Annotated in this window: 15 protein-coding genes; 6 read left to right on the top strand and 9 right to left on the bottom strand. The window is 72.2% G+C overall.

What is annotated here, in order from left to right; all coding sequences use genetic code 11:
- Nucleotides 1–393 precede the first annotated feature (393 nt).
- On the bottom strand, nt 394–2703 hold the full coding sequence (gene ligA, locus HF995_RS11345; RefSeq protein ID WP_168447940.1) for an NAD-dependent DNA ligase LigA: 2310 nt from the start codon (nt 2701–2703) through the stop codon (nt 394–396).
- A 160-nt stretch (nt 2704–2863) separates the two neighbouring features.
- Here ligA and HF995_RS11340 point away from each other — a divergent pair, with 160 nt between their 5' ends.
- Complete coding sequence (locus HF995_RS11340; RefSeq protein ID WP_168447897.1) at nt 2864–4954, top strand: prolyl oligopeptidase family serine peptidase; 2091 nt, start codon at nt 2864–2866, stop codon at nt 4952–4954.
- A gap of 9 nt (nt 4955–4963) precedes the next feature.
- Here the strand turns inward: HF995_RS11340 and HF995_RS11335 are convergent, their stop codons facing one another.
- The 5 genes from HF995_RS11335 to HF995_RS11315 are packed head-to-tail and all read right to left on the bottom strand — an operon-like array spanning nt 4964 to nt 10303.
- The gene (locus tag HF995_RS11335; protein ID WP_350308862.1) at nt 4964–6061 is read right to left on the bottom strand and encodes a uroporphyrinogen decarboxylase/cobalamine-independent methonine synthase family protein; all 1098 of its coding nucleotides are present in this window, start codon (nt 6059–6061) and stop codon (nt 4964–4966) included.
- A gap of 5 nt (nt 6062–6066) precedes the next feature.
- Entirely contained in the window at nt 6067–7206 is a 1140-nt protein-coding gene (gene mnmA, locus HF995_RS11330; RefSeq protein WP_168447896.1) for a tRNA 2-thiouridine(34) synthase MnmA, read from the bottom strand.
- Nucleotides 7206–8444 (bottom strand): cysteine desulfurase family protein, encoded by a 1239-nt coding sequence (locus HF995_RS11325; RefSeq protein WP_168447895.1) that lies wholly within the window; start codon nt 8442–8444, stop codon nt 7206–7208. Before HF995_RS11325 ends, mnmA begins: the two co-directional genes overlap by 1 nt.
- A 54-nt stretch (nt 8445–8498) precedes the next feature.
- Nucleotides 8499–9479 (bottom strand): electron transfer flavoprotein subunit alpha/FixB family protein, encoded by a 981-nt coding sequence (locus HF995_RS11320; protein WP_168447894.1) that lies wholly within the window; start codon nt 9477–9479, stop codon nt 8499–8501.
- A 14-nt stretch (nt 9480–9493) separates the two neighbouring features.
- Entirely contained in the window at nt 9494–10303 is an 810-nt protein-coding gene (locus HF995_RS11315; protein ID WP_350308861.1) for an electron transfer flavoprotein subunit beta/FixA family protein, read from the bottom strand.
- Between the two features lie 203 nt (nt 10304–10506).
- On the opposite strand from HF995_RS11315, the gene glgX reads away from it, so the two are divergent.
- From glgX to glgB, 5 genes are all read left to right on the top strand, one after another.
- Nucleotides 10507–12690 (top strand): glycogen debranching protein GlgX, encoded by a 2184-nt coding sequence (gene glgX, locus HF995_RS11310; RefSeq protein WP_168447893.1) that lies wholly within the window; start codon nt 10507–10509, stop codon nt 12688–12690.
- 82 nt (nt 12691–12772) lie between these two features.
- Nucleotides 12773–14941 (top strand): alpha-1,4-glucan--maltose-1-phosphate maltosyltransferase, encoded by a 2169-nt coding sequence (locus tag HF995_RS11305; protein WP_434060858.1) that lies wholly within the window; start codon nt 12773–12775, stop codon nt 14939–14941.
- Nucleotides 14938–16803: a maltose alpha-D-glucosyltransferase gene (gene treS, locus HF995_RS11300; RefSeq protein ID WP_168447892.1), complete on the top strand. Its 1866-nt coding sequence runs from the start codon at nt 14938–14940 to the stop codon at nt 16801–16803. Before HF995_RS11305 ends, treS begins: the two co-directional genes overlap by 4 nt.
- A gap of 42 nt (nt 16804–16845) precedes the next feature.
- On the top strand, nt 16846–18258 hold the full coding sequence (locus tag HF995_RS11295; protein WP_168447891.1) for a maltokinase N-terminal cap-like domain-containing protein: 1413 nt from the start codon (nt 16846–16848) through the stop codon (nt 18256–18258).
- A 131-nt stretch (nt 18259–18389) separates the two neighbouring features.
- On the top strand, nt 18390–20570 hold the full coding sequence (glgB, locus tag HF995_RS11290; RefSeq protein ID WP_168447890.1) for a 1,4-alpha-glucan branching protein GlgB: 2181 nt from the start codon (nt 18390–18392) through the stop codon (nt 20568–20570).
- A 96-nt stretch (nt 20571–20666) separates the two neighbouring features.
- On the opposite strand, the gene HF995_RS11285 is transcribed toward glgB, so the two are convergent.
- From HF995_RS11285 to HF995_RS11275, 3 genes are read right to left on the bottom strand one after another with little or no spacing between them, the layout of a single operon-like run.
- Nucleotides 20667–21614 (bottom strand): tetratricopeptide repeat protein, encoded by a 948-nt coding sequence (locus HF995_RS11285; RefSeq protein ID WP_168447889.1) that lies wholly within the window; start codon nt 21612–21614, stop codon nt 20667–20669.
- A gap of 48 nt (nt 21615–21662) precedes the next feature.
- Nucleotides 21663–22667, bottom strand: coding sequence for a DUF8094 domain-containing protein (locus HF995_RS11280; protein ID WP_168447888.1), 1005 nt, complete (start codon nt 22665–22667; stop codon nt 21663–21665).
- Nucleotides 22664–24289: a hypothetical protein gene (locus HF995_RS11275; protein WP_168447887.1), complete on the bottom strand. Its 1626-nt coding sequence runs from the start codon at nt 24287–24289 to the stop codon at nt 22664–22666. The genes HF995_RS11280 and HF995_RS11275 overlap by 4 nt, the downstream gene beginning before the upstream one ends.
- Nucleotides 24290–24458 lie beyond the last annotated feature (169 nt).

Genomic DNA, 24458 nt, shown 5'->3' with positions numbered 1-24458 from the left:
AGCAACCAGACCCAGCCCCACAAAGGACCAGACCAAGCCACCCGACAGGGATATTTGGCATTGACTATCAAGCACACTGTTGAGTTCTCAAGGAACAGACGCGCATCCCCACCCGCCCTTCCAGGCCGGCGCGGAGGCAACCGTTCAAACTTACCTCAGGAAGCTCTGCAGATCAACTCGCCTTCCGGCTCGTGCCTGCTGCCCCTGGGGCGCACCCTAGGAACCTGATCTCTCAGGTATCTCGTTGGGGTGGCCCGCCTGGCGGGACGGCCTCTTGCGAGTCCGTCGCCCTGCCGGGCTGGCTCGAAGAACATTACACACCCTCGGCGCGCAACACCAAATCGGCAGGATCCCGCGCTTCAGGCGCCCATGGCTCCTCGAGGATTCGTCCCATCACGCCTCGAGGGCCTCGGGGCCGCCCTCGAGCAGGCGGACGAACTGGTCCTCGTCGAGGATCGTCAGGCCAAGCTCCCGCGCCTTGGTCTCCTTGGAGCCAGCGTTCTCCCCGACGACCACATAGTCCGTCTTCTTCGAGACCGATCCGGCCGACTTGCCGCCGGCCGCGATGATCGCCTCCTTCGCACCGTCGCGCGTGAAACTCTCGAGGCCGCCCGTCACCACGACGCTCAGGCCAGAGAGGACACCCGACGCGGGCTCGCGCACGGCGCCTGGCCCAGGGTGCCCCGGCGTCTCCAGCACGACTCCGGCCTTGCGCCAGCGCTCGACGATCTCGATGTGCCAGCCGACCGTGAACCACTCGATCAGCTCGGCTGCGATCACCGGACCGACTCCCTCGACCGCGCTCAGCTCTTCCTGCGACGCCGCGCGCACCGCATCGAGCGAACCGAAGTGGTCAGCGAGCGCGCGGGCCGCGACGGGCCCTACATGACGGATGTTGAGCGACACGAAGATTCGCCACAGGTCCTTCGTCCGCGCCTTGACGAGCTCGTCGACGAGCTTCTCCGCTGCCTTCCCCGGTACGACAGACGGCGGTTCGAGCCCCGCAGCCTCGGCCTCGGGGAGCGACATTCCCTGAGCCTCGGCCCAGGCCTCCTGCTCCTTGCGCGTAGCCCGGCGCGCGAACGGGGTGCGCTCCTTCGCGCGCCCTTCGTCGTCCAGCTTGGGCAGGCCCGTCTCAGAGTCCTTGACGACGACGCGGATCGGCACGAGGTCCTCGACCCGGAGGTCGAACAACCCGGCTTCCGTCCGCAGCGGCGGCACCTCGGGGACGAGCGGCTGAGTCAGCGCTGCCGCGGTGACCTCGCCGAGCACCTCGATGTCGAGACCCGAGCGCGACCCGATGTGCTCGACCCGGCCCCGCACCTGCGCGGGGCACGACTCGGCGTTCGGGCAGCGGAGGTCGACGTCCCCCTCCTTCATGGGACGCAGTGGCGTACCGCACTCGGGACACCCGGTCGGCATGACGAAGTCACGACGTGGGTATCCGTCGCTCTCCGCAGCCGTCACCGGCCCGACGATCTCAGGGATGACGTCGCCCGCCTTGCGGAGCACGACCATGTCACCGATCCGCACGCCCTTGACCTTCACGACGTCCTGGTTGTGCAGCGTCGCCTGGCGCACGACCGATCCCGCGACGCGCACGGGCTCCATGACCGCGTACGGCGTCGCGCGCCCGGTGCGGCCCACCCCCACGACGATGTCCAGGAGGCGTGTGTTGACCTCCTCGGGCGGGTACTTGTAGGCGATCGCCCAGCGCGGGGCTCGGCTCGTCGCGCCCAAGCGACGCTGCAGCGCGACCTCGTCGACCTTGACGACGATCCCGTCGAGCTCGTGCTCGATCTCGTGGCGGTGCTCGGCGAAGTAGGCGATCATCTCGCGCACGCCCTCGAGGTCTCCGACGACGCGATTGTGCGGGGAGACCGGGACGTCCCAGCCGCGCAGCAGGTCATACACCTGCGACTGGCGCACGATCCCCGCGTCCGAACCCTCCGCACCAGGCTCGACCCCTGCCACGGGCGGCGCCGCGTCTCCCCAGTCGAGGGCACCGATCCCGTGCGCGTACATCGCGAGTGGACGCGACGCCGTGATCCGCGGGTCCTTCTGCCGCAGCGAGCCAGCAGCAGCGTTGCGCGGGTTCGCGAACGGCGGCTTGCCCGCGGCAACCTGCGCCTCGTTGAGCGCCGCGAACTGCTCGACGAGCATGAACACCTCGCCACGCACCTCGATCAGCTCGGGGTGCGTCGCCGGGTCGCCACCGAGCGTCGCCGGGATGCCCGCGATCGTGCGGACGTTGAGCGTGACGTCCTCCCCCGTGCGTCCGTCACCGCGCGTGACTCCGCGCACGAGTCGGCCCCGCTCGTAGACGAGCGCGATCGCGAGACCGTCGATCTTCACCTCGGTCAGGTAGTGGACCGGCGCCTCCCCCACGTCCTTGCGGACGCGGTCCGCCCACGCGCCGAGGTCCTCGAGCGAGAAGGCGTTGTCGAGCGAGAGCATGCGCTCGACGTGGTCGACAGACGCGAAGTCTGTCGAGAACGTTCCGCCGACACGCTGCGTCGGCGACTGCGGGGTACGCAGCTCGGGGTACGTCTCCTCGAGCCGGGTGAGGTCGCGCAAGAGCTCGTCGTACTCACCGTCCGAGATCGTGGGAGCGCTACGCAGGTAGTAGGCGACCTGGTGCTCCTCGATCTGCTCGGCGAGCTCAGCCCATCTCTGACGTGCCGCGTCGTCGGCCACCGGCATCACGTCGCCGCCGTCACGCGCAGGCTCCGCCGGCGCCTGTCCCTGCAGGCCGTCACGCTTCGTCTTGCTCACCGCACCATCATGCCAAGCACCTCCGACACCGGCCCACCGGCGCTCGGGACGTGGTCCGGACGTCGGCGGGGCCGCCTAGGGTGAGCCCATGTCGAGCACCCAGCCGAAGCCAGCCGTCCCGGACGTCGTCGTCGAACCGGCGCGCGACGACCCCTTCCTGTGGCTCGAGGATGTCGAGGGCGAACGTGCGCTCGACTGGGTCCGGGAGCGCAACCGCGCAGCCCTCCTCCGCCTCGCGACCCCGCGCCAACGGGAGATCGAGCGCGCCGCGCTCGAGGTGCTCGACGACGACGCGAAGATCCCGTACGTCTCGCTGGCCGGCGGCCTCCTCTACAACTTCTGGCGAGACGCCGTGCACCCACGCGGCGTGTGGCGACGCACGACGCCGACGTCCTACCGGACGCCGTCACCCGAGTGGGAGGTCCTCCTCGACCTCGACGCGCTCAACGCCGCCGAGGGTCAGGACTGGGTGTGGCACGGCGCGAGCGTGCTCCGACCGGGCTGCGACCGCGCGCTCGTCACCCTCTCGCACGGCGGCTCCGACGCGGACGTCACGCGCGAGCTCGACCTCACGTCGCTCGCGTTCGTCCCCGAGTCCGAGGGCGGCTTCGTCCGGCTCGAGGCGAAGGGCGGGATTGGCTGGATCGACCGAGACACGACGTTCGTCTACACGGACCTCGGCCCTGGGACGACGACGCCATCCGGATACCCCCGCACGGTGCGCCGCTGGCGTCGCGGCACGCCGATCACCGAGGCACAGCTCGTCTACGAAGGCGCTGCTGACGACCTGTACATCAGCGCGCACCACGACAGGACACCGGGCTTCGAGCGCGACCTCGTGAGCCGCGCCATGACCTTCTACGAGTCCGAGACGTACGTCCTCGAGAGCGACGGCACGACGACTCTCGTCCCGGTGCCGCGCTCGGCCGACGTCGACGTCCACCGCGAGTGGGCCGTCGTGCGCCTGCGCGACGCCTGGGAGACCGCCGGCTCCGCCTATCCCGCAGGAGCGCTCCTGGCGGTCCGCCTCGACGACCTGATCGCTGGTGACGCGACCCCGACGACACTCTTCGAACCCACCGAGCATGCGAGCCTCGACGACGTCACGTGGACTCGTGAGCGCCTCGTCCTGACGATCCTCGACGACGTCCGCAACCGCATCGAGGTCCTCGAGCCGCCCGCGCGGGACTCGGCCGAGTGGCAGCGCACCCCGCTCCCGGGGGCACCCTCGACCGCGACGCTCTCGGTCGCAGCGGTCGACCGCGACGAGTCCGACGACCTGTGGGTCGTCGCGACCGACTTCCTGACACCTGCCACGCTGCACCTCGTCGACGCCGCGGGACGCAAGCCTCCCGAGGCCGTCAAGGCGGCCCCGGCCGCTTTCGACCCGAGCGGGCTCACCTACGAGCAACGCTTCGCGACCTCGGACGACGGCACGCAGGTTCCCTACTTCGTCGTGCGGAGCACCGACACCCAGCCAGCGGCACCGGCACCGACACTCCTGTACGGGTACGGCGGCTTCGAGGTCTCACTCACCGCCAACTACTCAGGCGTTCTGGGCAGGTCCTGGCTCGAGCGCGGTGGCACCTACGTCCTCGCCAACATCCGCGGCGGCGGCGAGTACGGCCCCGCCTGGCACCAGGCTGCCCTCCGGGAGAACCGGCACCGGGCGTTCGAGGACTTCGCCGCGGTCGCCCGCGACCTCGTCGCCACAGGCGTCACCACACCCGAGCGGCTGGGCTGCAAGGGGGGATCCAACGGAGGCCTGCTCACCGGCGCGATGCTGACGATGTACCCCGACCTCTTCGGGGCGGTCGTGATCCAGGTTCCGCTGCTCGACATGCGCCGCTACACGAAGCTCCTCGCCGGAGCATCGTGGGCAGCCGAGTACGGCGACCCCGACGACCCCGAGCAGTGGGAGTACATCCGCACCTTCTCGCCGTACCACCTCGTCCGGCAGGACACGACCTACCCGCCCGTGCTGCTGACGACCTCGACGCGTGACGATCGTGTCCACCCCGGCCACGCCCGGAAGATGACCGCACTCCTCGAGTCTGTCGGCGCAGACGTCACGTACGTCGAGAACATCGAGGGTGGGCACGGCGGCGCAGCCGACAACGCGCAGGCCGCGCACATGTCCGCACTCGCCTACGAGTTCCTCTGGCAGCAGCTCGGCTGACCGCGCGGCTCAGCCTGCCGCGCGCTCCGCGAGGATGAGGGACGCACGCGTGAGCGTCCGGAGCGCGTCCCGCTCGCTCCGGACGTCACCGCCAGCCCCGCGAGGGCTGGGGACGAGCGGGAGCGCGCCTCGCGCTGCCGTCACGACGACCTGGTCGAGCGACCGGTCCGTCAGGCCGATCCGATGCCACGGCTCGCTCACCAGCCGCGCGACCGCACCGACGTCCGCTCCCGCGCACTGCGAGACCGGCGCAGGCGGAAGACCCGCCCACAGGTCGACGCCCCGCTCGACCGCGCGCGCCACCTGGTCCCACGTGCGCTCGTCCCACGGCCCGAGGTCCAGGCCGATCGCGTCGGCGCCCGCGAGCACCGCCGGCGCGATACCTACCCAGCCGCCGCCCACGTGCACGACCGAGCGCGCGCCCGCCGACCGCACCGCCCCCAGCACCGGCCGCAGCCCCTCCATCAGGACGGCCCGCTCGACCGCGCGGATGCGCGAGTACCCCGAGAACGTGGGCAGCACGCCCGCGGCGACCTGCGCCAGCAGCGACTCGTCGAGCTGCACCGTCAGCCGGGCCCGCGGAGCCTGACGCCGCACGTCCACGACGTGCCCCGCGACCCCCGCCGCCAGCGACTCGCCCAGCTCGCGGACCGCGCCAGAGTCCGTCAGCACACGGTCGCCGCGCGCCAGGTACAGCGCAGCCGAGAGCGTCCACGGCCCCAGCACCTGCACGCTCAGCTCGCCGTCGAACGACGCCGCAGAGATCGCCAGCGCGTCGAGGTCCTCGCGCCAGAACGCCTGCGCGCGCTCGAGGTCGACCCCGCCGTGGTCAGCGAGCCGCCAGCCGTGCGGCCCCAGCTCGACCGGGAGCTGGTCGAGCAGCGCGCCTGTGCGACCGACCGGGTCTGCGCCGGGGCCGCGGGCCGCGAGCTCGGGCAGGAACGGTACGCCGCGCACGCCGTCGGGCACGTCGCTCAGGTCACCCACGACGGTCAGCTGCGACTCGAGGGGGTCGACGCCGGGCCACCGGCCGGGCCCCGACACGCCTGTGCCCGGAACCCGAGGCGGCAGCGCGGCAGCGACGTCGCCCGAGGTCTCGGTGGTCACGTCCGTCATCGCGACGTCGCCGCGCCCGCGCTCGCACGCCAGGCCCGCGACACCGTCGCCTGACCGAGCACGCGCGTGCCGCGATAGACGACGAGCGACTGCCCGGCCGCCACCCCGCGCAGCCGGTCGCCCGTCAGCTCGACCTCGAGAACGCCGTCGGCCGCCGTGCGCACGCGGGCCGGGACAGGCGCGCCGTGCGCGCGCACCTGAACCTCCGCGTCGAGCCACGCGTCCGGCGCGTCAGCCTGCACGTCCTCGGCGAGCCACACGAGGCGCTCGCCGGCGAGCCGGTCGACCGTGAGCAGCTCGGCCGCCCCGACCACCACCGTGTTCGTCGACGGCCGCACCTCGAGCACGTAGCGCGGCTTGCCGTCCGCAGCAGGGCGCCCCAGAGCGAGACCGCGGCGCTGCCCGACCGTGTACGCGTACGAGCCGTCGTGCTGCCCGACCACGTTCCCCTCGGTGTCGACCACGTCACCCGGACGCGTCCCGAGCCGGTCCCGCAAGAACCCCTGCGTGTCACCGTCAGCGACGAAGCAGATGTCGTACGAGTCCGGCTTGGCCGAGACGCTCAAGCCACGACGAGCCGCCTCCGCCCGGACCTCCGCCTTCGACGCGAAGTCACCGAGCGGGAAGATCGACCGAGCGAGGCGATCAGGGCCCATGACCGCGAGGACATAGCTCTGGTCCTTGTCGACGTTCGGCGACCGGTGCAGCTCCCGCACGGCCACGCCGTCGGCTCCTGTGCGCTCGACCACGCGCGCATAGTGCCCTGTCGCGACCGCGTCGAACCCGAGCGCGGTCGCTTTGTCGAGGAGCGCCTCGAACTTGATGTGCTCGTTGCAGCGCACGCACGGGTTGGGCGTACGGCCGGCCTCGTACTCCGAGAGGAAGTCGGCGACGACCGTCTCCTCGAACGTCTCCGAGAGATCCCACACGTAGTACGGGATGCCGAGCACGTCCGCCGCGCGGCGCGCGTCCCCAGCGTCCTCGATCGAGCAGCATCCCCGCGAGCCCGTGCGGAACTGCGCGCGGTCGCGCGACAGCGCCATGTGCACGCCGACCACCTCGTGACCCGCCTCGACCGCGAGCGCCGCAGCCACGGCCGAGTCGACGCCGCCGGACATCGCCGCCAGGACCCGCATCAGCCTGCCACCCCCCGGGTCGCGCCGAGCCGAGCAGACGCGAGGCCCGCCCGTGAGGCCCTCGCGACGATCTGCGGAAGCACGTCGAGGAGGCGCTCGACGTCACCCTCCGTCGACGTGCGGCCGAGCGAGAAGCGCAGGGCTCCGCGAGCGTCGACCTCGTCGACGCCCATCGCGACGAGCACGTGCGAGGGCTGCGGCACCCCGGCCTGGCACGCCGAGCCCGTCGAGCACTGCACCCCGGCCGAGTCGAGCAGGTAGAGCAGCGAGTCTCCCTCGCAGCCGGGGAACGTGAAGTGGGCGTTCGCAGGCAGGCGCGCAGGCCCACCGTCGAGCGCCGCGTCGACCGCGGGCCCGCGCAGGACCGCCGACGGGACACGCTCCCGCACACCCGCGACGAGCGCGTCGCGCAACGCGGCAACACGAGCCGCCTCCTCGCCGCGTGCCTCGACCGCCTCGTCGAGCGCGACCGCGAACGCGCGCACCCCGGGCGCGTCGAGCGTCCCGGAGCGCACGCTGCGCTCCTGGCCGCCGCCGTGCAAGACCGGAGTGAGCGCGAGGCCGCGCCCTGCGACGAGAGCGCCGACCGACACGGGACCGCCCAGCTTGTGCGCCGAGACGGTCATCGCGTCTAGGCCCGAGGCAGCGAAGTCGACCGGAAGATGCCCGACCGCCTGGACGGCGTCAGCATGCACGGGAACGCCTGCGGCGTGCGCGACCTGCACGATGCGCCGCACCGGCTGGACTGTACCGACCTCGTTGTTGGCCCACATCACCGACACGAGCGCGACCTGGTCGCCGTTCTCGTCAAGCTCGGCGCGCAGCGCGTCGAGGTCGACGAGCCCCTCCCTGTCGACCGGCAGCAGGACGATCTCCGCACCTGCGTGCTCGGCGAGCCAGAACGCCGGGTCGAGGACGGCATGATGTTCGACGCCGGAGACGACGACGCGACGACGCTCCGGATGGCCCGTGCGGCGCGCCCAGAACAGGCCCTTGATCGCGAGGTTGTCAGCCTCGGTGCCCCCGGCGGTGAAGATCACCTCGGACGGGCGCGCACCGATCGCGGCAGCGATCGACTCGCGCGCCTCCTCGACGACCCGCCGGGCCGCGCGCCCCGCAGCGTGCAGGGACGACGGGTTGCCTACGGCCGCCATCTGCTCGGCATACGCCTCGATCGCCGCCCGGGACATCGGCGTCGTAGCGGCATGGTCGAGATAGACGGGGCGCGGGGTGGTCACGAGGTCCAGTCTACGAACGGCCCGGCGCGTGCCCGCGCGCGGGCAGCACCCCGGTCAGCCGCGACGCTCGCGGATCGCCGCCGCAGCCTGCGGAAGGACGGTCGCGAGATCGCCGACGACAGCGAAGTCGCAGATCTCGAAGATCGGGCACTCGGGGTCCGAGTTGACCGCCACGATCACCTCGGAGGCCTGCATGCCCCCGCGGTGGTGCGGCGCACCCGAGATGCCTGCGCCGACGTACAGGCGCGGGGAGATCGTGACACCCGTCTGGCCGATCTGGGTGTCGTGCTCGATCCAGCCCTCGTCGACGCAGTCGCGCGTCGAGCCGACTGCCGCGCCGAGCGCGTCCGCCAGGTCGCGCACCGGGCCGAAGTCGCCGCCGGTGCCGCGGCCGCCCGCGACGACGGACGCCGCCTCCGCGAGCGCGGGACCCGCCTCCGCGTCGACCTCGTGGACCGTGCGCGAGACGAGGCGCACGCCCCCTGCGGCGGCCGAGGCCTCCTCGGCCGGGACGGCGATCCTCTCGACGGACGGCGTCGTGGCTGCCATCGCCTCCGACGGGTGCACCGCGTTGGGGCGCACCGTGAGCAGGGCGAGCGGCGTGCGGACCTCGCACACGAGGTCCCACGTCCCCGCGAACACACGCTTCGCCCCGACGATGCTCGCGCTCTCGCCCTCGCGGACCTGCGCCGCGTCGATGATGAGGCCCGCGCCGGTCAGGAGCGCGAGCCGCGCGAGCACCTCCTTGTGCGCGAACGTCGCACGCGCGAGCAGGACCCGCGCGCCCTCGGTGACGCGGGTGAGCGCGTGCGCCGCGACACCCGTGAGGTGCGGCTCGCCGTCGACGGCGAGCTCGACGACGCGCGCGACGCCGTGCGCGCCGAGCTGCTCGAGGACCGCAGCGGAAGGAGCGTCGAACGAGACGACGGCGACGTCACCCAGGTCGCGAGCGATCGTCACGAGCTCGAGGTCGGCGTCGCGCAGCGGTGCTGCGAGCGAGTCGACGAGGACGAGGGCGGTGGAGGTGCTGGTCATGTCGGGCATCCCTCTCAGACGAGGCCGCGGCGGGCGAGGAAGTCGGCGAGCGCGATGCCGCCCTGACCGCTGTCGACGTGGAGCTCGACGGGCGGGCGCTCCGGGCGCGGCGCGGCAGACAGCACCTGGGTCCGCGCTCCCGCCTCCCCGACCTTCGACGCGTCGACGTCGAGGTCTGCGAGGGACCAGGTCGTGATCGCCTTCGTGCGGGCCGCCATGATGAGCTTGAAGTTCGGGAAGCGTGGCCGGTTGATGTGGTCGTTGACGCTCACGACCACCGGCAGCTCCGCCTCGAGCACCTCAGTCACCCCGTCGACGTCACGCTCGGCACGGGCGGCGCGGCCCGCGACCTCGAGCGCACCGGCGTTCGTCAGCTGAGGCCAGCCCAGCTCTGCGGCGACGAGCGCCGGGACCACCGAACCGAGACCGTCGAGCGCCGCCATACCAGCGAGCACGAGGTCGACCGGACCGTCCTGCGCGACGCGGCGCACCGCCGCGGCGAGCACGGCCGCCGTGCCGAGGTAGTCAGAGCCCACGAGCGCGTCGTCGAGCACGTGCACCCCGACGTCCGCACCGAGCTGGTACGCCCGGCGCAGCGCGTCCGACGCCTCCGCCGGCCCCATCGTCAGCGCGACGATCTCGCTGCCCGCACGCTCCTCGTCGGACATCCGCTCGAGCAGCCGCACCGCTTCCTCGAGGGGATGCTCGTCGAGCTCGTTGAGCGAGCCGTCGGCCGCGCCGCGCGCGACCCGCCCGTCGACGAACGTCCTGTTCGAGTGGATGTTCGGCACGTGCTTGGCCAGCACGACGATTCTCAGACCCACGGTGCTCCTCGACTGATCTCAAGCTCTGCCCGGCCGGTCCGGCCCACGACGAGAGCAGGCTACCGCGCACCCCGCCACCCCGGCGGGTCATCCCGGGTGACGGATTCCCGACCGCGGGCGCTCCTGCCTCACAATGAGACGATGCACCGCCTCGCCCGCGAGCCGCTCAACATCGGGCCCGCAAGGACGAATGGACTAGAACCATGACCTGTCTGCTCGACGCCACCGCCCTCGACACGACCCGCGCGCCTCTCGGCGTCCGCGTCGTGGACGGCGGTGTGACCGTCGCGGTCGCTGCGGCGCACGCGACGCTCGTCGAGCTGTGCCTCCTCGACCGCGACGACTCCGCCCCGAGCGGCTGGCGCGAGCAGCGCATCCCCCTGTTCGGTCCCCGCCTGGGCGTGTGGTCCGCGTTCGTGCCCGGCGTCCGCGCCGGCCAGCACTACGGGTTCCGTGCCCACGGCGCGTGGGACCCCGCCGTCGGCCTGCGCTACAACCCCAACAAGCTGCTGCTCGACCCGTATGCGCGCGGCCTCGAGGGCGACCTCGCGTACGGCCCCGAGACCTACGGGCACGCGTGGGACGTGCCCCACGACGACGACGCTCCCGCGATGAGCCAGCTCGACTCGCTCGGCCACGTGCCCCACAGCGTCGTCGTCGACTCGTGGTTCACTCCCCCGGCCTCGGGCCGCCCGCAGGTCCCGTGGAGCGAGACGGTCGTCTACGAGGCCCACGTGCGCGGCCTGACCCTCCACCTGCCCGGCCTGCCCGACGAGCTGCGCGGCACCTACGCGGGCCTCGCCCACCCCGTGACGATCGAGCACCTCAAGAGCCTCGGCATCACGACCCTCGAGCTCCTGCCGATCCACGCGTCCGCGTCCGAGCCGCACCTCGTGCGCAACGGCCTGACCAACTACTGGGGCTACAACACGCTCGGCTTCTTCGCTCCCGAGCCGCGGTACGCGATGGCCTCCTCCCGTGCGGCGGGGCCCGGCGCCGTCCTCGACGAGCTCAAGGGGATGGTCGCCCTGCTCCACGAGGCTGGCATCGAGGTCGTGCTCGACGTCGTCCTCAACCACACGTGCGAGGGCGGCACCGACGGGCAGCAGCTGTCCTGGCGCGGACTCGACCCGACCGTCTACTACCTGCACGACGGCGGCTCCCCCGCTCGGTTCGCGGACGTCACCGGGTGCGGCAACACGCTCGACTTCCGCCGCACGCGCGTCGTGCAGATGGCGCTCGACTCGCTGCGGTACTGGGCGAACGAGGTCAGCGTCGACGGCTTCCGCTTCGACCTCGCCGTCACGCTCGGCCGCGGCCACGACGGGTTCACGAACTTCCACCCGTTCCTCGTCGCCGTCCAGACCGACCCTGTCCTGAGCGGCCTCAAGCTCATCGCCGAGCCGTGGGACGTCGGCCCCGGCGGCTGGCAGACCGGCAGCTTCAAGGCGCCGTTCGCCGAGTGGAACGACCGCTTCCGCAACGCGGTGCGCTCCTTCTGGCTCACCGACGCTCGCGCAGCCTCGCACGGGCACCCCACGCACGGGGTGCGCGAGCTCGCGACCCGCCTGTCCGGCTCCGCCGACGTCTTCGGGCACAGCGACCCGCCTCTCGTGCGCGGGCCCGGGGCCTCGATCAACTTCGTGACCGCGCACGACGGCTTCACGATGGCCGACCTCACCGCGTACGACCACAAGCACAACGAGGCGAACGGCGAGGACAACCGCGACGGGTCCGACGACAACCGGTCGTGGAACCACGGGATCGAGGGCCGCCTCGACCATGTCGGCTCCGAGATCGCTGCGCTGCGCCGCCGGTCCCACCGCAACCTCATGGCGACGCTCCTGCTGAGCGCGGGGACACCCATGATCACCGCGGGCGACGAGATGGGGCGCACCCAGCACGGCAACAACAACGCCTACTGCCAGGACACCGACATCGCGCACGTGTCGTGGGAGCTCGACGCACCTGCGCGCGACCTCCTGGAGACGACGCGCTACCTCCTCGCGCTGCGCGCCTCCCTGCGCGCGCTCCAGGCCGAGCACTTCTTCCTCGGGCGGCCCCTCGCGCGGCGCGGCGACGACAAGCTCGACCTCGCCTGGCTCGGCCCCGACGGCGAGGTGCTCACCGCCGACCGGTGGAACGACTCGTGCCTGCGCTCCCTGCAGATGGTCCGGCGTACTGCTGACACCGACGACCGGGCCGTGCTCCTCGCGCTCAACGGCTCGCTCGAGCCCGTCCCGCTCACGCTGCCGTCGGACGAGGTGTGGGAGCTCGTCTGGGACAGCACGTGGGAGAACCCCGTCGAGCGTCTGAGCCTCGACGACGAGGACGACCCCGAGCTCGAGCCGCTGAGCATCCGGATGTACGTCTCGAAGGCCCCATGACCGGCGCGGACGCGCCTGCGCGCGGGGGCGCCCCCCGCGCGTGCTGGTGCGGTTCCGTGCGAGTTCTCGATAGGTTCGTGTCGTGAGCAAGAAACGTCGCCCCGCCGCCCCGGTCCGCGCCACCTCCCCCCGTCAGGAGGTCACCGCGCAGGCCGCTGTGACGATCCCTGCCGAGGTCAGCGGCACGAACGGCGCAGTCTCCGCCGTCGTGCCCGCCATCCCCCAGGACGTGCCCGTGCCGATCCTGCCGACGCCGATCGGTCGGATCCCCGTGCTCGACGTCAGCCCGACGCTCGAGCAGGGGCGCTGGCCCGCGAAGGCCGCTGTCGGTGAGGCCGTCCCGATCCGCGCGACAGTGTTCCGCGAGGGGCACGACGCCGTCGCCGCGACTGCCGTGCTGCTGCGTCCGGACGGGACCGTGCACTCGACCGCACGCATGGAGGACATCGCGCCAGGCCTCGACCGCTTCGAGGGCCGCGTCGCGCCCGACGCCGAGGGCGAGTGGACCTTCCGCGTCGAGGGCTGGTCCGACCCGTACGGCACCTGGGCGCACGACGCCGAGGTGAAGATCAACGCCGGCATCGACGTCGACCTCATGTTCGAGGAGGGCGTGCGCCTGTTCCGCCGCATCGCGGCGCAGGGCGGTCTCACCCGCTCGGCGGCCGGCGTGCTCGAACGGCTGCTCGCCACGCTCCAGGACCCGCGCCTCGCGCCGCCGCAGCGCCTCGCCGCCGCGCTGTCGCCCGAGGTGCGGCGCGTCGTCGTGGACGAGCACCCGCTGCGCGACCTCGTGACACCGTCCGCGACCTACCCGCTGCTCGTGAGCCGCGAGCTCACGCTCGCGAGCTCCTGGTACGAGATGTTCCCCCGCTCGGAGGGCGCGCGGTACGACGCCGCGACGCAGTCGTGGCAGTCCGGCACCTTCCAGACGGCCGCACGCCGGCTCCCCGCGATCGCCGCGATGGGCTTCGACGTCGTCTACCTCACCCCGATCCACCCCATCGGCACGACGTTCCGCAAGGGCCGCAACAACTCGCTCGAGGCGCTCCCCGGCGACCCCGGGTCGCCCTACGCGATCGGCTCGCCCGACGGTGGCCACGACGCGATCCACCCCGACCTCGGCACGTTCGACGACTTCGACGCGTTCGTCGCGTCCGCGCGAGAGGTGGGCCTCGAGGTCGCGCTCGACCTCGCGCTGCAGTGCTCGCCCGACCACCCGTGGGTGACCGAGCACCCTGAGTGGTTCACGACGCGCGCCGACGGCTCGATCGCCTACGCCGAGAACCCACCGAAGAAGTACCAGGACATCTACCCGCTCAACTTCGACAACGACCCCGAGGGGATCTACGCCGAGATCGAGCGCGTCGTGCGTCTGTGGATCGACCACGGCGTGACCGCGTTCCGCGTCGACAACCCGCACACGAAGCCCCTCGACTTCTGGGAGCGGCTCCTCACGTCGATCCGGGCCACGCACCCGCACGTCATCTTCCTCGCCGAGGCGTTCACGCGTCCCGCGATGATGGACGCCCTCGCCCGGATCGGGTACCACCAGTCGTACTCGTACTTCACGTGGCGCAACACGCGCACCGAGATCGAGGAGTACCTGCGCGAGGTGTCCGACGAGCAGGGATCGTGGATGCGGCCGTCGTTCTGGCCGACGACGCACGACATCCTCCCGCCGTACCTCCAGCACGGTGGCGTCGCCGGCTTCGCGGTCCGCGCGGTGCTCGCCGCGACCTCGTGCCCCACGTGGGGCATCTACTCCGGGTACGAGCACGCCGAGCGCGTCCCGCGCCCCGGCGTCGACGAGCAAATCGACAACGAGAAGTACGAGTACAAGCCGCGCGACTGGTCCGCTCCCGAGGCCCAGGGCCTCACGCGCCTGCTCACGCAGCTCAACCGCATCCGCGCCGCACACCCGGCGCTGCGCCAGCTGCGCAACCTCACCGTGCACCCCACGTCGAACGACCAGGTCGTCGCGTTCTCGTCGCACCTCGACGGCCGGTTCACACCCGACGGGCAGCCGGACACGGTCATCACCGTGCTCAACCTCGACCCGTGGAACACCCAGGAGGCGACGGTCTACCTCGACCTCGCCGCGCTCGGGCTGCCGGCCGGAGCCGACGACGCCCCCGCCTTCAACGCCCACGACCTGCTGACCGGCGCGACCTACGCGTGGGGCAGCGAGGCGTACGTGCGCCTCAACCCGTTCGAGAACGTCGCTCACATCATCCAGGTAGGACACCCATGACCGTTCCCTCGTCGCCCGGCTCTCCCCGCCCCGCGCCCGTGCCCGCCGGTCCGGCGGCCGCGCCCGGCAGCCGGACCTCGCACGAGCCCGCGCCCGTGACCGCGCCGGTCCCGCTCGCGTCGCTCCCGGCCCAGCGCCAGCCGAAGGTGCCCGCCTTCCCGAAGGCACTGTCGGACGACCCGGAGTGGTACCGCACCGCGGTGTTCTACGAGGTGATCGTGCGCGCCTTCTCCGACTCGACCGGCGCCGGCACGGGTGACATCCGCGGACTCATCGACCGGCTCGACTACATCCAGTGGCTCGGCATCGACTGCCTCTGGCTGCCGCCCTTCTACCCGTCACCGCTGCGCGACGGCGGCTACGACATCTCCGACTACACCGCGATCGCGGGGCAGTACGGCACGATGGAGGAGTTCTCCGAGCTCATCGAGGCAGCGCACGCGCGCGGCATCCGCGTGGTCATCGACCTCGTCATGAACCACACGAGCGACCAGCATCCCTGGTTCCAGGCATCACGCTCCGACCCCGACGGCCCGTACGGGGACTTCTACGTGTGGAGCGACGACGACTCGAAGTACGAGGACGCGCGCATCATCTTCGTCGACACCGAGACGTCCAACTGGACGTTCGACCCGGTCCGCCGACAGTTCTTCTGGCACCGGTTCTTCTCCCACCAGCCCGACCTCAACTTCGAGAACCCGCACGTCGTCGAGGCGATGCTCGACGTCACGCGGTTCTGGTGCCGCGTCGGCATCGACGGTTTCCGGCTCGACGCCGTCCCGTACCTCTTCGAGGAAGAAGGCACCAACTGCGAGAACCTCCCGCGCACGCACGAGTTCCTGCAGAAGGTGCGCGCGATGGTCGACCGCGAGTTCCCGGGCCGCATCCTCCTCGCTGAGGCGAACCAGTGGCCGAACGACGTCGTGGACTACTTCGGCACGGAGGAGAAGCCCGAGTGCCACATGTGCTTCCACTTCCCCGTCATGCCGCGGATCTACTACGCCCTGCGTGACCAGCGCTCGACGTCGATCCTCGACATCCTCGCGGACACCCCGCAGATCCCCCGCGGCGCACAGTGGTCGACGTTCCTGCGCAACCACGACGAGCTCACGCTCGAGATGGTCTCCACCGAGGAGCGCGCGAGCATGTACGGCTGGTACGCCTCCGACCCGCGCATGCGCGCGAACGTCGGTATCCGCCGTCGTCTCGCACCGCTGCTCGACAACTCGCGCAAGGAGATCGAGCTCGCGCACGCTCTCCTGCTGTCGCTCCCCGGCAGCCCGTGCCTCTACTACGGCGACGAGATCGGGATGGGCGACAACATCTGGCTGCCGGACCGCGACGCGGTCCGCACGCCGATGCAGTGGACCCCCGACCGTAACGCGGGCTTCTCGACGGCGGACCCTGGCAAGCTCTACCTCCCGCTCGTGCAGTCCCTCGTGCACTCGTACGAAGGCACGAACGTCGAGTCGCAGCTCGCCCAGCCGTCGTCGCTCCTGCACTGGGTGCACGGCATGCTCTCGGTGCGCCGTCGCCACCGTGCGTTCGGCACGGGCGACTTCGTGCCCGTGCAGTGCGACAACGATGCCGTCCTCGCGTTCCTGCGCGTCACGGAGGAGGAGACGCTCCTGTGCGTCGCCAACCTCGCCGCGACCGCGCGCCGGGCGCAGCTGAAGATCCCGGGCTACGAAGGTGCTCAGTCCGTCGACGTGTTCGGTGGTGCCGTCCTGGGCGCCGTCGCAGACGACGGCGCGGTCACGTTCACCCTCGGGTCCCGCGACTTCTTCTGGTCGGTGCTCACCCCGGTCTCGGAGCCCGCCTCTGAGCCCGCACCGACCACGGCCGACGCACACCCCGCGTAGCCCGTCCGCGCCCACCTCGCCACCAGCCCAGGAGTGCCGTCGATGTCCCGACCCACCACGGACCTGACCGAGCAGCTCGGCCCGTTCGAGCCTGCCCCCGTCCCGACGGAGGCAGAGCTCGCGACGCTGCGCGCCTGGATGCCCACGCGACGCTGGTTCCCCGTGAAGAGCGGGTCACCGAGGATCGACCCGTGGATCAGCGTGCGCTTCACCGACGGTTCCGCGTCAGTGATCCACCTGTTCCTCGTGGGCGACGGCGAGCCGGAGGCACGCACGATCGTCCAGGTCCCCGTCGTGGGCAGGCCAGCCCTGCTGCCGCCCGTCGAGGTGGGCGCGCCGCTGCCCCCGGGGGTGATCGGGGAGGTCGACGGCGAGTGGCTCGTCGACGCGGTCGGGGAGGACGAGTTCTGGCGGTCCTGGCTCGCTCTCGCCCAGTGGGGCGAGCAGGACGCGGGGCCGGCTGACGTGGACCTCGCGCAGGCGCGGCTTGTCACCGGGGAGCAGTCGAACACGTCGATCCTGTTCCCCCGGGCGGGCGGCGGAGCGATCCTCAAGGTGTTCCGCGCGGTCGTGCGCGGAGCGAACCCTGACGTCGACGTGCCGCGTGCGCTCGTCCAGGCTGGTTGGACGGGTGTGCCCGCCCCGCTCGCGTGGCTCGAGCTGTCGTGGCCCGAGGAGCGCACCGGCCTGCTCGACCTGGGCGTGCTCTCCGAGCTGGTGGGCGACGCCGCGGACGGCTTCGAGCTGGCGTGCGCGTATGCGGCCGAGGCCCGCGGCTTCGAGTCCGAGGCGTTCGAGCTGGGCCGCACGGTCGCCGAGATGCACGACGCCCTCGCGCGAGCCCTGCCGACGTCCGGTCAGACGGTCGGCATCGAGTGGTTGCGCTCAGAGCTGCGCCACCGGGCGCGTGGCTCCGCCGCGCAGGCGCCCGTCCTCTCGACGCGGCTGCCCGCGATCGAGGCCCTCTTGAGCAGGCTCGGGGCCGAGGTCCCTGCCGATCTGCTGCTGAGCCTCCAGCAGATCCACGGTGACCTGCACCTCGGCCAGGTGCTCTACTCCCCCACGGGGTGGCGCGTCATCGACTTCGAGGGTGAGCCGATGCGTCCCCTCGCGGAACGGCGTCGGCCTGACCTCCCCGTGCGCGACGTCGCGGGGATGCTCCGGTCGTTCGACTATGCGGCCGCTGTCGGCGAGTGTCCCGACCCGACGTGGGTCGTCGCGTGCCGCGCTGCTTTCCTCGCAGGCTACTCAGCCGGCCAGACCGAGGGCACGACGGTCGCGCCGTCCGTCCCTGGCCTCGAGGCCGCCCTGCGGGACGCCCTCGAGCTCGACAAGGCGCTCTACGAGGTCGTGTACGAGGCGAACAACCGCCCTGACTGGGTCGCGATCCCGATCGCAGGTGTCGACCGGCTGCTCGCCGCGGCCGCGGCGACGGACACGGGCGACGAAGTCTAGCCGCGGCGCGGCGTCCTGACCTCTGCCGCGACCCGTGGCGAACGTCGCGCGGAGCCATGATCAGCCACGATGCTCGGCGCGCCGGACCCGCGTGCGCAGCGCGAGCGACCGAGACGTGGAATGGTAGGAAGATGACAGCCGCGCCTCTCCCGATCCCGGTCGACCCGAGCCTGCTCGCTGCCGTCGCTGGCGGGCGACACCACGACCCGCACGGCATCCTCGGCCCGCACCCGCACGACGGCGGCGTCACGGTCCGCGTGCTCCGCCCGCTCGCCGACGAGGTCGTGGTCCTCACAGCCGACGGCGAGCACCCCGCCGAGCACGAGCAGGACGGCATCTGGGTCGTCGTCGTCCCCGGCGACACGATCCCCGAGTACCGGCTGCGCGTGCGCTACGGCGACGAGACGACCGACACCGACGACCCGTACCGGTTCTGGCCGACCGTCGGCGAGATGGACCGGCACCTCATCCGCGAGGGCCGTCACGAAGAGCTGTGGCGCGTCCTCGGCGCAAACGTCCACACGTACCCGGGCACGCTCGGCGAGGTCACCGGCACGGCGTTCGCCGTGTGGGCACCCAACGCCCGCGCCGTCCGGCTCGTCGGAGACATGAACCACTGGCAGGGCTCGTCGCACTCGATGCGCTCGCTCGGCGAGTCCGGGGTCTGGGAGCTGTTCGTGCCCGGCGTGCGCGGCGGCACCCGCTACAAGTACGAGATCCTCACGCAGGACGGCTCCTGGCGGCAGAAGGCCGACCCGCTCGCCAAGGGCACGGAGGTGCCGCCCGCGACGGCGTCCGTCGTCGTCGAGAGCACCCACGGCTGGCAGGACGGCCCGTGGATGGAACAGCGCTCCCGTTCGGACGTGCACAACGCCCCGATGAGCGTGTACGAGGTCCACCTCGGGTCGTGGCGTCAAGGCCTGAGCTACCGCGACCTCGCCGAGCAGCTGACGCAGTACGTCGTCGACCTCGGCTTCACGCACGTCGAGCTCATGCCGGTCGCCGAGCACCCCTATGGACCGTCGTGGGGCTACCAGGTCACGTCGTACTACGCGCCGACGTCGCGCTTCGGCAGCCCGGACGACCTGCGCTACCTGATCGACACCCTGCACGCTGCAGGCGTCGGCGTCATCCTCGACTGGGTCCCCGCGCACTTCCCCAAGGACGAGTGGGCGCTCGGCCGCTTCGACGGCACCGCCCTCTACGAAGACCCGGACCCGCTGCGCGGCGAGCAGCCCGACTGGGGCACGTACGTCTTCAACTTCGGCCGTCCCGAGGTGCGCAACTTCCTCGTCGCCAACGCGACGTACTGGCTCGAGGAGTTCCACGTCGACGGCCTGCGCGTCGACGCCGTCGCGTCGATGCTCTACCTGGACTACTCGCGCGAGGCGGGCCAGTGGCGGCCCAACCGCAACGGCGGCCGTGAGAACCTCGAGGCGATCGCGTTCCTCCAGGAGGCCAACGCGACCGCGTACCGACGCAGCCCCGGAGTCATCATGATCGCCGAGGAGTCGACTGCGTGGCCCGGCGTCACGACACCGACCGATGCGGGCGGCCTGGGCTTCGGGCTCAAGTGGAACATGGGATGGATGAACGACACACTGCGCTACCTCGCGCAGGACCCGATCAACCGCCGCTACCACCACTCCGAGATCACGTTCTCGCTCGTCTACGCGTTCTCCGAGCAGTTCACGCTGCCGCTGAGCCACGACGAGGTCGTGCACGGCAAGGGGTCACTCCTCCGCAAGATGCCGGGCGGGGACTGGCAGCAGCTCGCTGGCCTGCGCTCGCTCCTCGCCTACCAGTGGTCCCACCCCGGCAAGCAGCTGCTGTTCATGGGTGGCGAGATCGGGCAGGGCACGGAGTGGAGCGAGGGCCGCAGCCTCGACTGGTACCTCCTCGACCACGCGCCGCACCAGGGCGTGCACCGGCTCGTGCGGGACCTCAACACGCTCTACCGCGCACAGCCCGCGCTGTGGTCCCAGGACCACACACCTGCGGGTTTCGAGTGGCTCGACTCCGACGACGCCGACCACAACGTCATCGCGTACCTGCGGCGTGGCACGGACGGCTCGAAGGTCGCGATCGTCGTCAACTTCGCCGACGCGACGCACGAGGGCTGGCGACTCCCCCTGCCCGAGGGCGGAGTGTGGCGAGAAGCCCTCAACACCGACGCCGAGCTGTACGGCGGCTCCGGGGTCGGCAACCTCGGGGCGGTCCGCGCCGAGCCGGTCGGCCACCACGGCCGTCCGTTCTCCGCGACGCTGCGCGTGCCGCCGCTCGCGGCACTCGTCCTCGTGCACGAGGACTGACCGCCGGAGCAGCCAGCGCAGCGAAGGCCGGGTCCCCGTGAGGTGCCCGGCCTTCGGCTGTGCTCGCGGCTGCGCCGCTCAGCGCAGCGCGTTCGCTCAGTAGAGCGCGTTCGCCAGCGCCCGGCGCGCGGGCCCCACGCGCGGGTCCTCGTTGCCGAGGATCGTGAAGTAGTCGACGAGGCGCACGCGCAGCCGCTCACGGTCGTCACCGGTGACGCGAGCGACGAGCTCGATGAGACGCCCGAGCGCGTCCTCGACCTTGCCACCGGCGAGGTCGAGGTCGGCGACGTCGAGCTGCGCCTGCACGTCGTCGGGTGCGTCCGCTGCGGCGCGGCGCACGTCCTCGAGCGTCATGAACGACGTCCGCTCGAGCAGCTGGACGTTGGCGAGGCCCGCCGCGGCGTCGGTGTCCTTCGGGTTCTCCCTGAGCGCCTGCTCGTAGGCCGCGATCGCCGTCTCGAGATCGTTCGCAGCGATCGCGTCGTAGGCCTTCTGGTGCAGGGGCGGGAGCTCGGGCTCCGGCGCAGGCTGGGATGCGTCCTCGGCGGGGGCAGCACCGGGCGCTGCCGTGAGCCGGCCCGTGATGCCGTTGGCCTCGGCTGCGGCCAGCACCTGGTCGAGGACGTCGCGGACCTGGTCCTCGTCGGCAGCCCCCTGGAAGAGCGGGACGGGCTGACCGGCGAGGACCGCGACGGCGGTCGGGACCCCCTGGACCTGGAACGCCTGAGCGATCTGCGGGTACGCCTGGACGTCGACTCGAGCGAGGAGCATCGCACCCTCGTAGCTGTCGACGAGACGCCCGAGGGTCGTCGCGAGCCGCGCGTTCGCCTCGTCGGTCGCGACCCACAGGAGCACGACGACGGGGACCTGCATCGACTGCTCGATGACCTGCTGGAACGTCGCCTCGGTCGTGTCGACGACGAAGCCGCCTGCGGCGGGAGCGCCGCCAGGCTCGCCCGGGGGCGGTGCGACGGGGCGCCCGAAGGACGAGAGGTCGACCGCTCCGCGGACGTCGAGCCGAGGGTCTGGCGCTTGCTGACTCATGAGACCTTCCTGTTCGCGTGGGTCCGGCCCGCGAGGGCCGGAAGGGGGTCAGTCGGGGATGCCCGCCGCGGTCGCGACGTGCTCGACCCCGAGGACCGAGACCTGTCCGCCGGCGGCGGCAGGCGGGACGTAGAGTGCGACGACCGTCGTGTAGCTGATGGTCATCTCGTTCTTGACCTTGAGCTTCTTCGCGAGCGCCTTCTCGATCGCCGTCCCTGGGGACAGCACGGCGCCCTTCTCGGCGGTGCGGACCTCGAGGGTCTTGAGCTCGCCGACGACGACGGCGCCGCCGTCGGCCGTGCTCACAGACTCGACCGCGCCTGGTACCGGGGTGAACGTCATGGTCTGCTTGCCGTCGGCCGCCTTGAGCGCCTTGTTCTGGAGCTTGGCGATCTGGGCGATCTGCTCACGGAACGGGTCCGCCACGAAAGCGTCAGCGTGCTCGGACTTCGACCTCTTGGTGAGGACGTCCGCATATCGGTCGACCGCCGTCTGCGGCGTGACGACCAGGCCCTCCGCGTCCGGGGCGACGGCCTGGGAGCCGACCTCGAGCGACGCGAACGCGGGCAGGACGACCTTCGGAAAGAGGCGCACCCACCCCCAGAGCCGGTAGTTCGACCGGGCGTCCTCCTGCTCCAGCACGAGCAGACGCTCGGTCTGCAGCTCGGGCTGCTCCGAGATCGCCACGACCGTTCGCGGCCAGCCCGTGTCGACGGGCGTCGTCGTCGAGACGACCTCGGTCGGCAGGGCGGTGAGGTACTCGTCGGAGTCGAGGCGGTCGGCGACCTTGAGCTCGCTCTCGCGGATCGCGCGCGCCGGGCCCGAGAGGCGTGCCTCGAGACCTTCGGCGGAGCGCGCCTCCTGCGTCTGGGCGAGGGTCTGCCCGATCGCGGCGAGGATCGTCGTCTCCTGCTCCGCGTCGAGGACGGGCCCGGGCGCCGCGGGTGCGGCGGGTGGCTGGGGCGTCGGGATCTCCGGCGCGCAGGCGCTCAACGCTGTGAGCGCGACGACGACGCCGAGCGCTGCGGCCGTGCGACCGGTCCGGCGGGTCATGCGTCCTCCTCGGTGCGGGCGGCGCCCCGCTTGTCGTCGGGCGTCCACGTGGGCGGCGTCGCGGTCGCCGGGGTAGCCAGGTACGGGTTGGCGGGCGCCCCTGTCCCGTAGGGGGACGTGGGGGCGGTGCCCGGCCGGAGCTGCTGGTGCGGCTGCGGGGTGGGGGGCCGCGGCGTCGTCGTCGCAGCGCCCGGCGTCGCCGGGCTCCACGCAGCGCCCGACCCCGGTGCGGGCGCGGGTCGCGCAGCCGGCGCGGGCGCGGTGCGAGCAGGTTCGGTCGCTCGGCCAGGTGCGGTCGCCGGGCCAGGTGCTGCTGCGGCCGACCCGTCGGCCTGGAAGCCCCACGCAGCGCGCCAGGCGTCAGCGCGGGCGCTCGGGTTGTTGTCGCCGAGGTGCTGCGACGGTGCTGCCCCGCCGCCCGGCGTCCCGGGGGTGGCGGCCGCCGGACGGGCACCGGACCGACCCGGCACCTCGGCGCCGGGCGTCGCATCGCCTGGTACGGCCTGGCCGGGCGCGGCAGGTGCGGCGGTCTCAGCAGCCGACTCTGTCCGGGAGCGGACCTGCGGGAGCATCCCGGTCCGGGGACGCTTGCGCCCACGGTCCCGCGCAGCCTCCGCGGCCTCGCGCTCGGCACGCTCGCGCAGCTCTCGTCGTGTCAGAGGGCGTCCGCCAGGCTCGCCAGGCGCGCCCTGCACGTCCTGGCCGGCCGCAGCGGGAGCACCGGTCTGCGAGGTGGATGGCTGCGCGCCGTCCTGGAACGCGCCTGCTGTGACCGCGGCCGGAGCAGCGTCGTCACGGGCGGTGATCGACGTGGCGAACCGTGAGGTCGGGGCGACGATCGGTCCTCCGTGCGGGGCGTCCGGCGCGACCTGCACGGGCGCGGGGGCGCCGCGCCGGGCGTTGCGCGCCTCGACGAGCCTGAGCGCGAGCGCGGGCAGACGGGGCAGGAAGAACACGACCGCCGCCGCGACGAGCAGCACGACGCCGAGGATGATCCCCGGCACGAGCGCGGGGGTGGCCACGGTGCGCGGCCAGCTCAGCGTGACCGTCGGCGCGACGGCGCCGTCGCCCGTCCCGGCGACGAGCAGCATCTCGCGCCCGAGCTCCTGGTCCAGGGTGAGCGTGGCAGTCCCGGAGCCACCCGACTCGGCGAGCCACATGTCCGAGCCGAGGGGGTCGGGCCCGACGATCCCGGAGGCTCCGACGAACGGCTTCTCGGCGTCCCCCTCAGGCTCGGCCGTCTCGTCGCCCGGCTCGGCCACGGGCGTCGTCTCGCCGGAGACCGCCGTCGACGCCAGCTCGGTCCAGGACGCGAGGCCGGTCACCTGCACGTGCGCGTCGCTGCCGACCCATCCGCGGACGTCGGCGTCGCGGCCGACGACGATCGCGACGGGTCCGCCGTCGGCACGCGCGGCCGTCACGGTCACCTCGTCAGCGACGAGACCGAGGACGCCGGGCTCGGCGACGAGCATCGTCACAGCACCCGACGGAGCGAGCGACGCCGTGACGACGTCGTCGGGCCGCCAGAGGGTCGCCGAGGCGACCGCCAGCCCCAGGGAGGCAGCTCCCAGGACCGCGAGCACCACGGCCATCACACGTTGCAGCACCGTCATTCCCTTCACGTCGGACGTTCTACCCTACGGCGGCCGGTGGCCGCGCGGCCAAAGGCGGACGCCCGCCGCCCGGGCACGCACCGAATCTGCACGAGTCGGGCACCGCCCAGGACCGTCGCGCCACCTGGCCGCGCAAGACCGCGCGCGCCCTCACCCGATAGGCTGGGTCGGTGCACGC

The sequence above is a fragment of the Sanguibacter hominis ATCC BAA-789 genome (assembly GCF_012396185.1).
GTDB lineage: Bacteria > Actinomycetota > Actinomycetes > Actinomycetales > Cellulomonadaceae > Flavimobilis > Flavimobilis hominis.
Note: the sequence above shows the minus strand (reverse complement) of the source record. Positions and strands in the feature narration are given on the sequence as shown.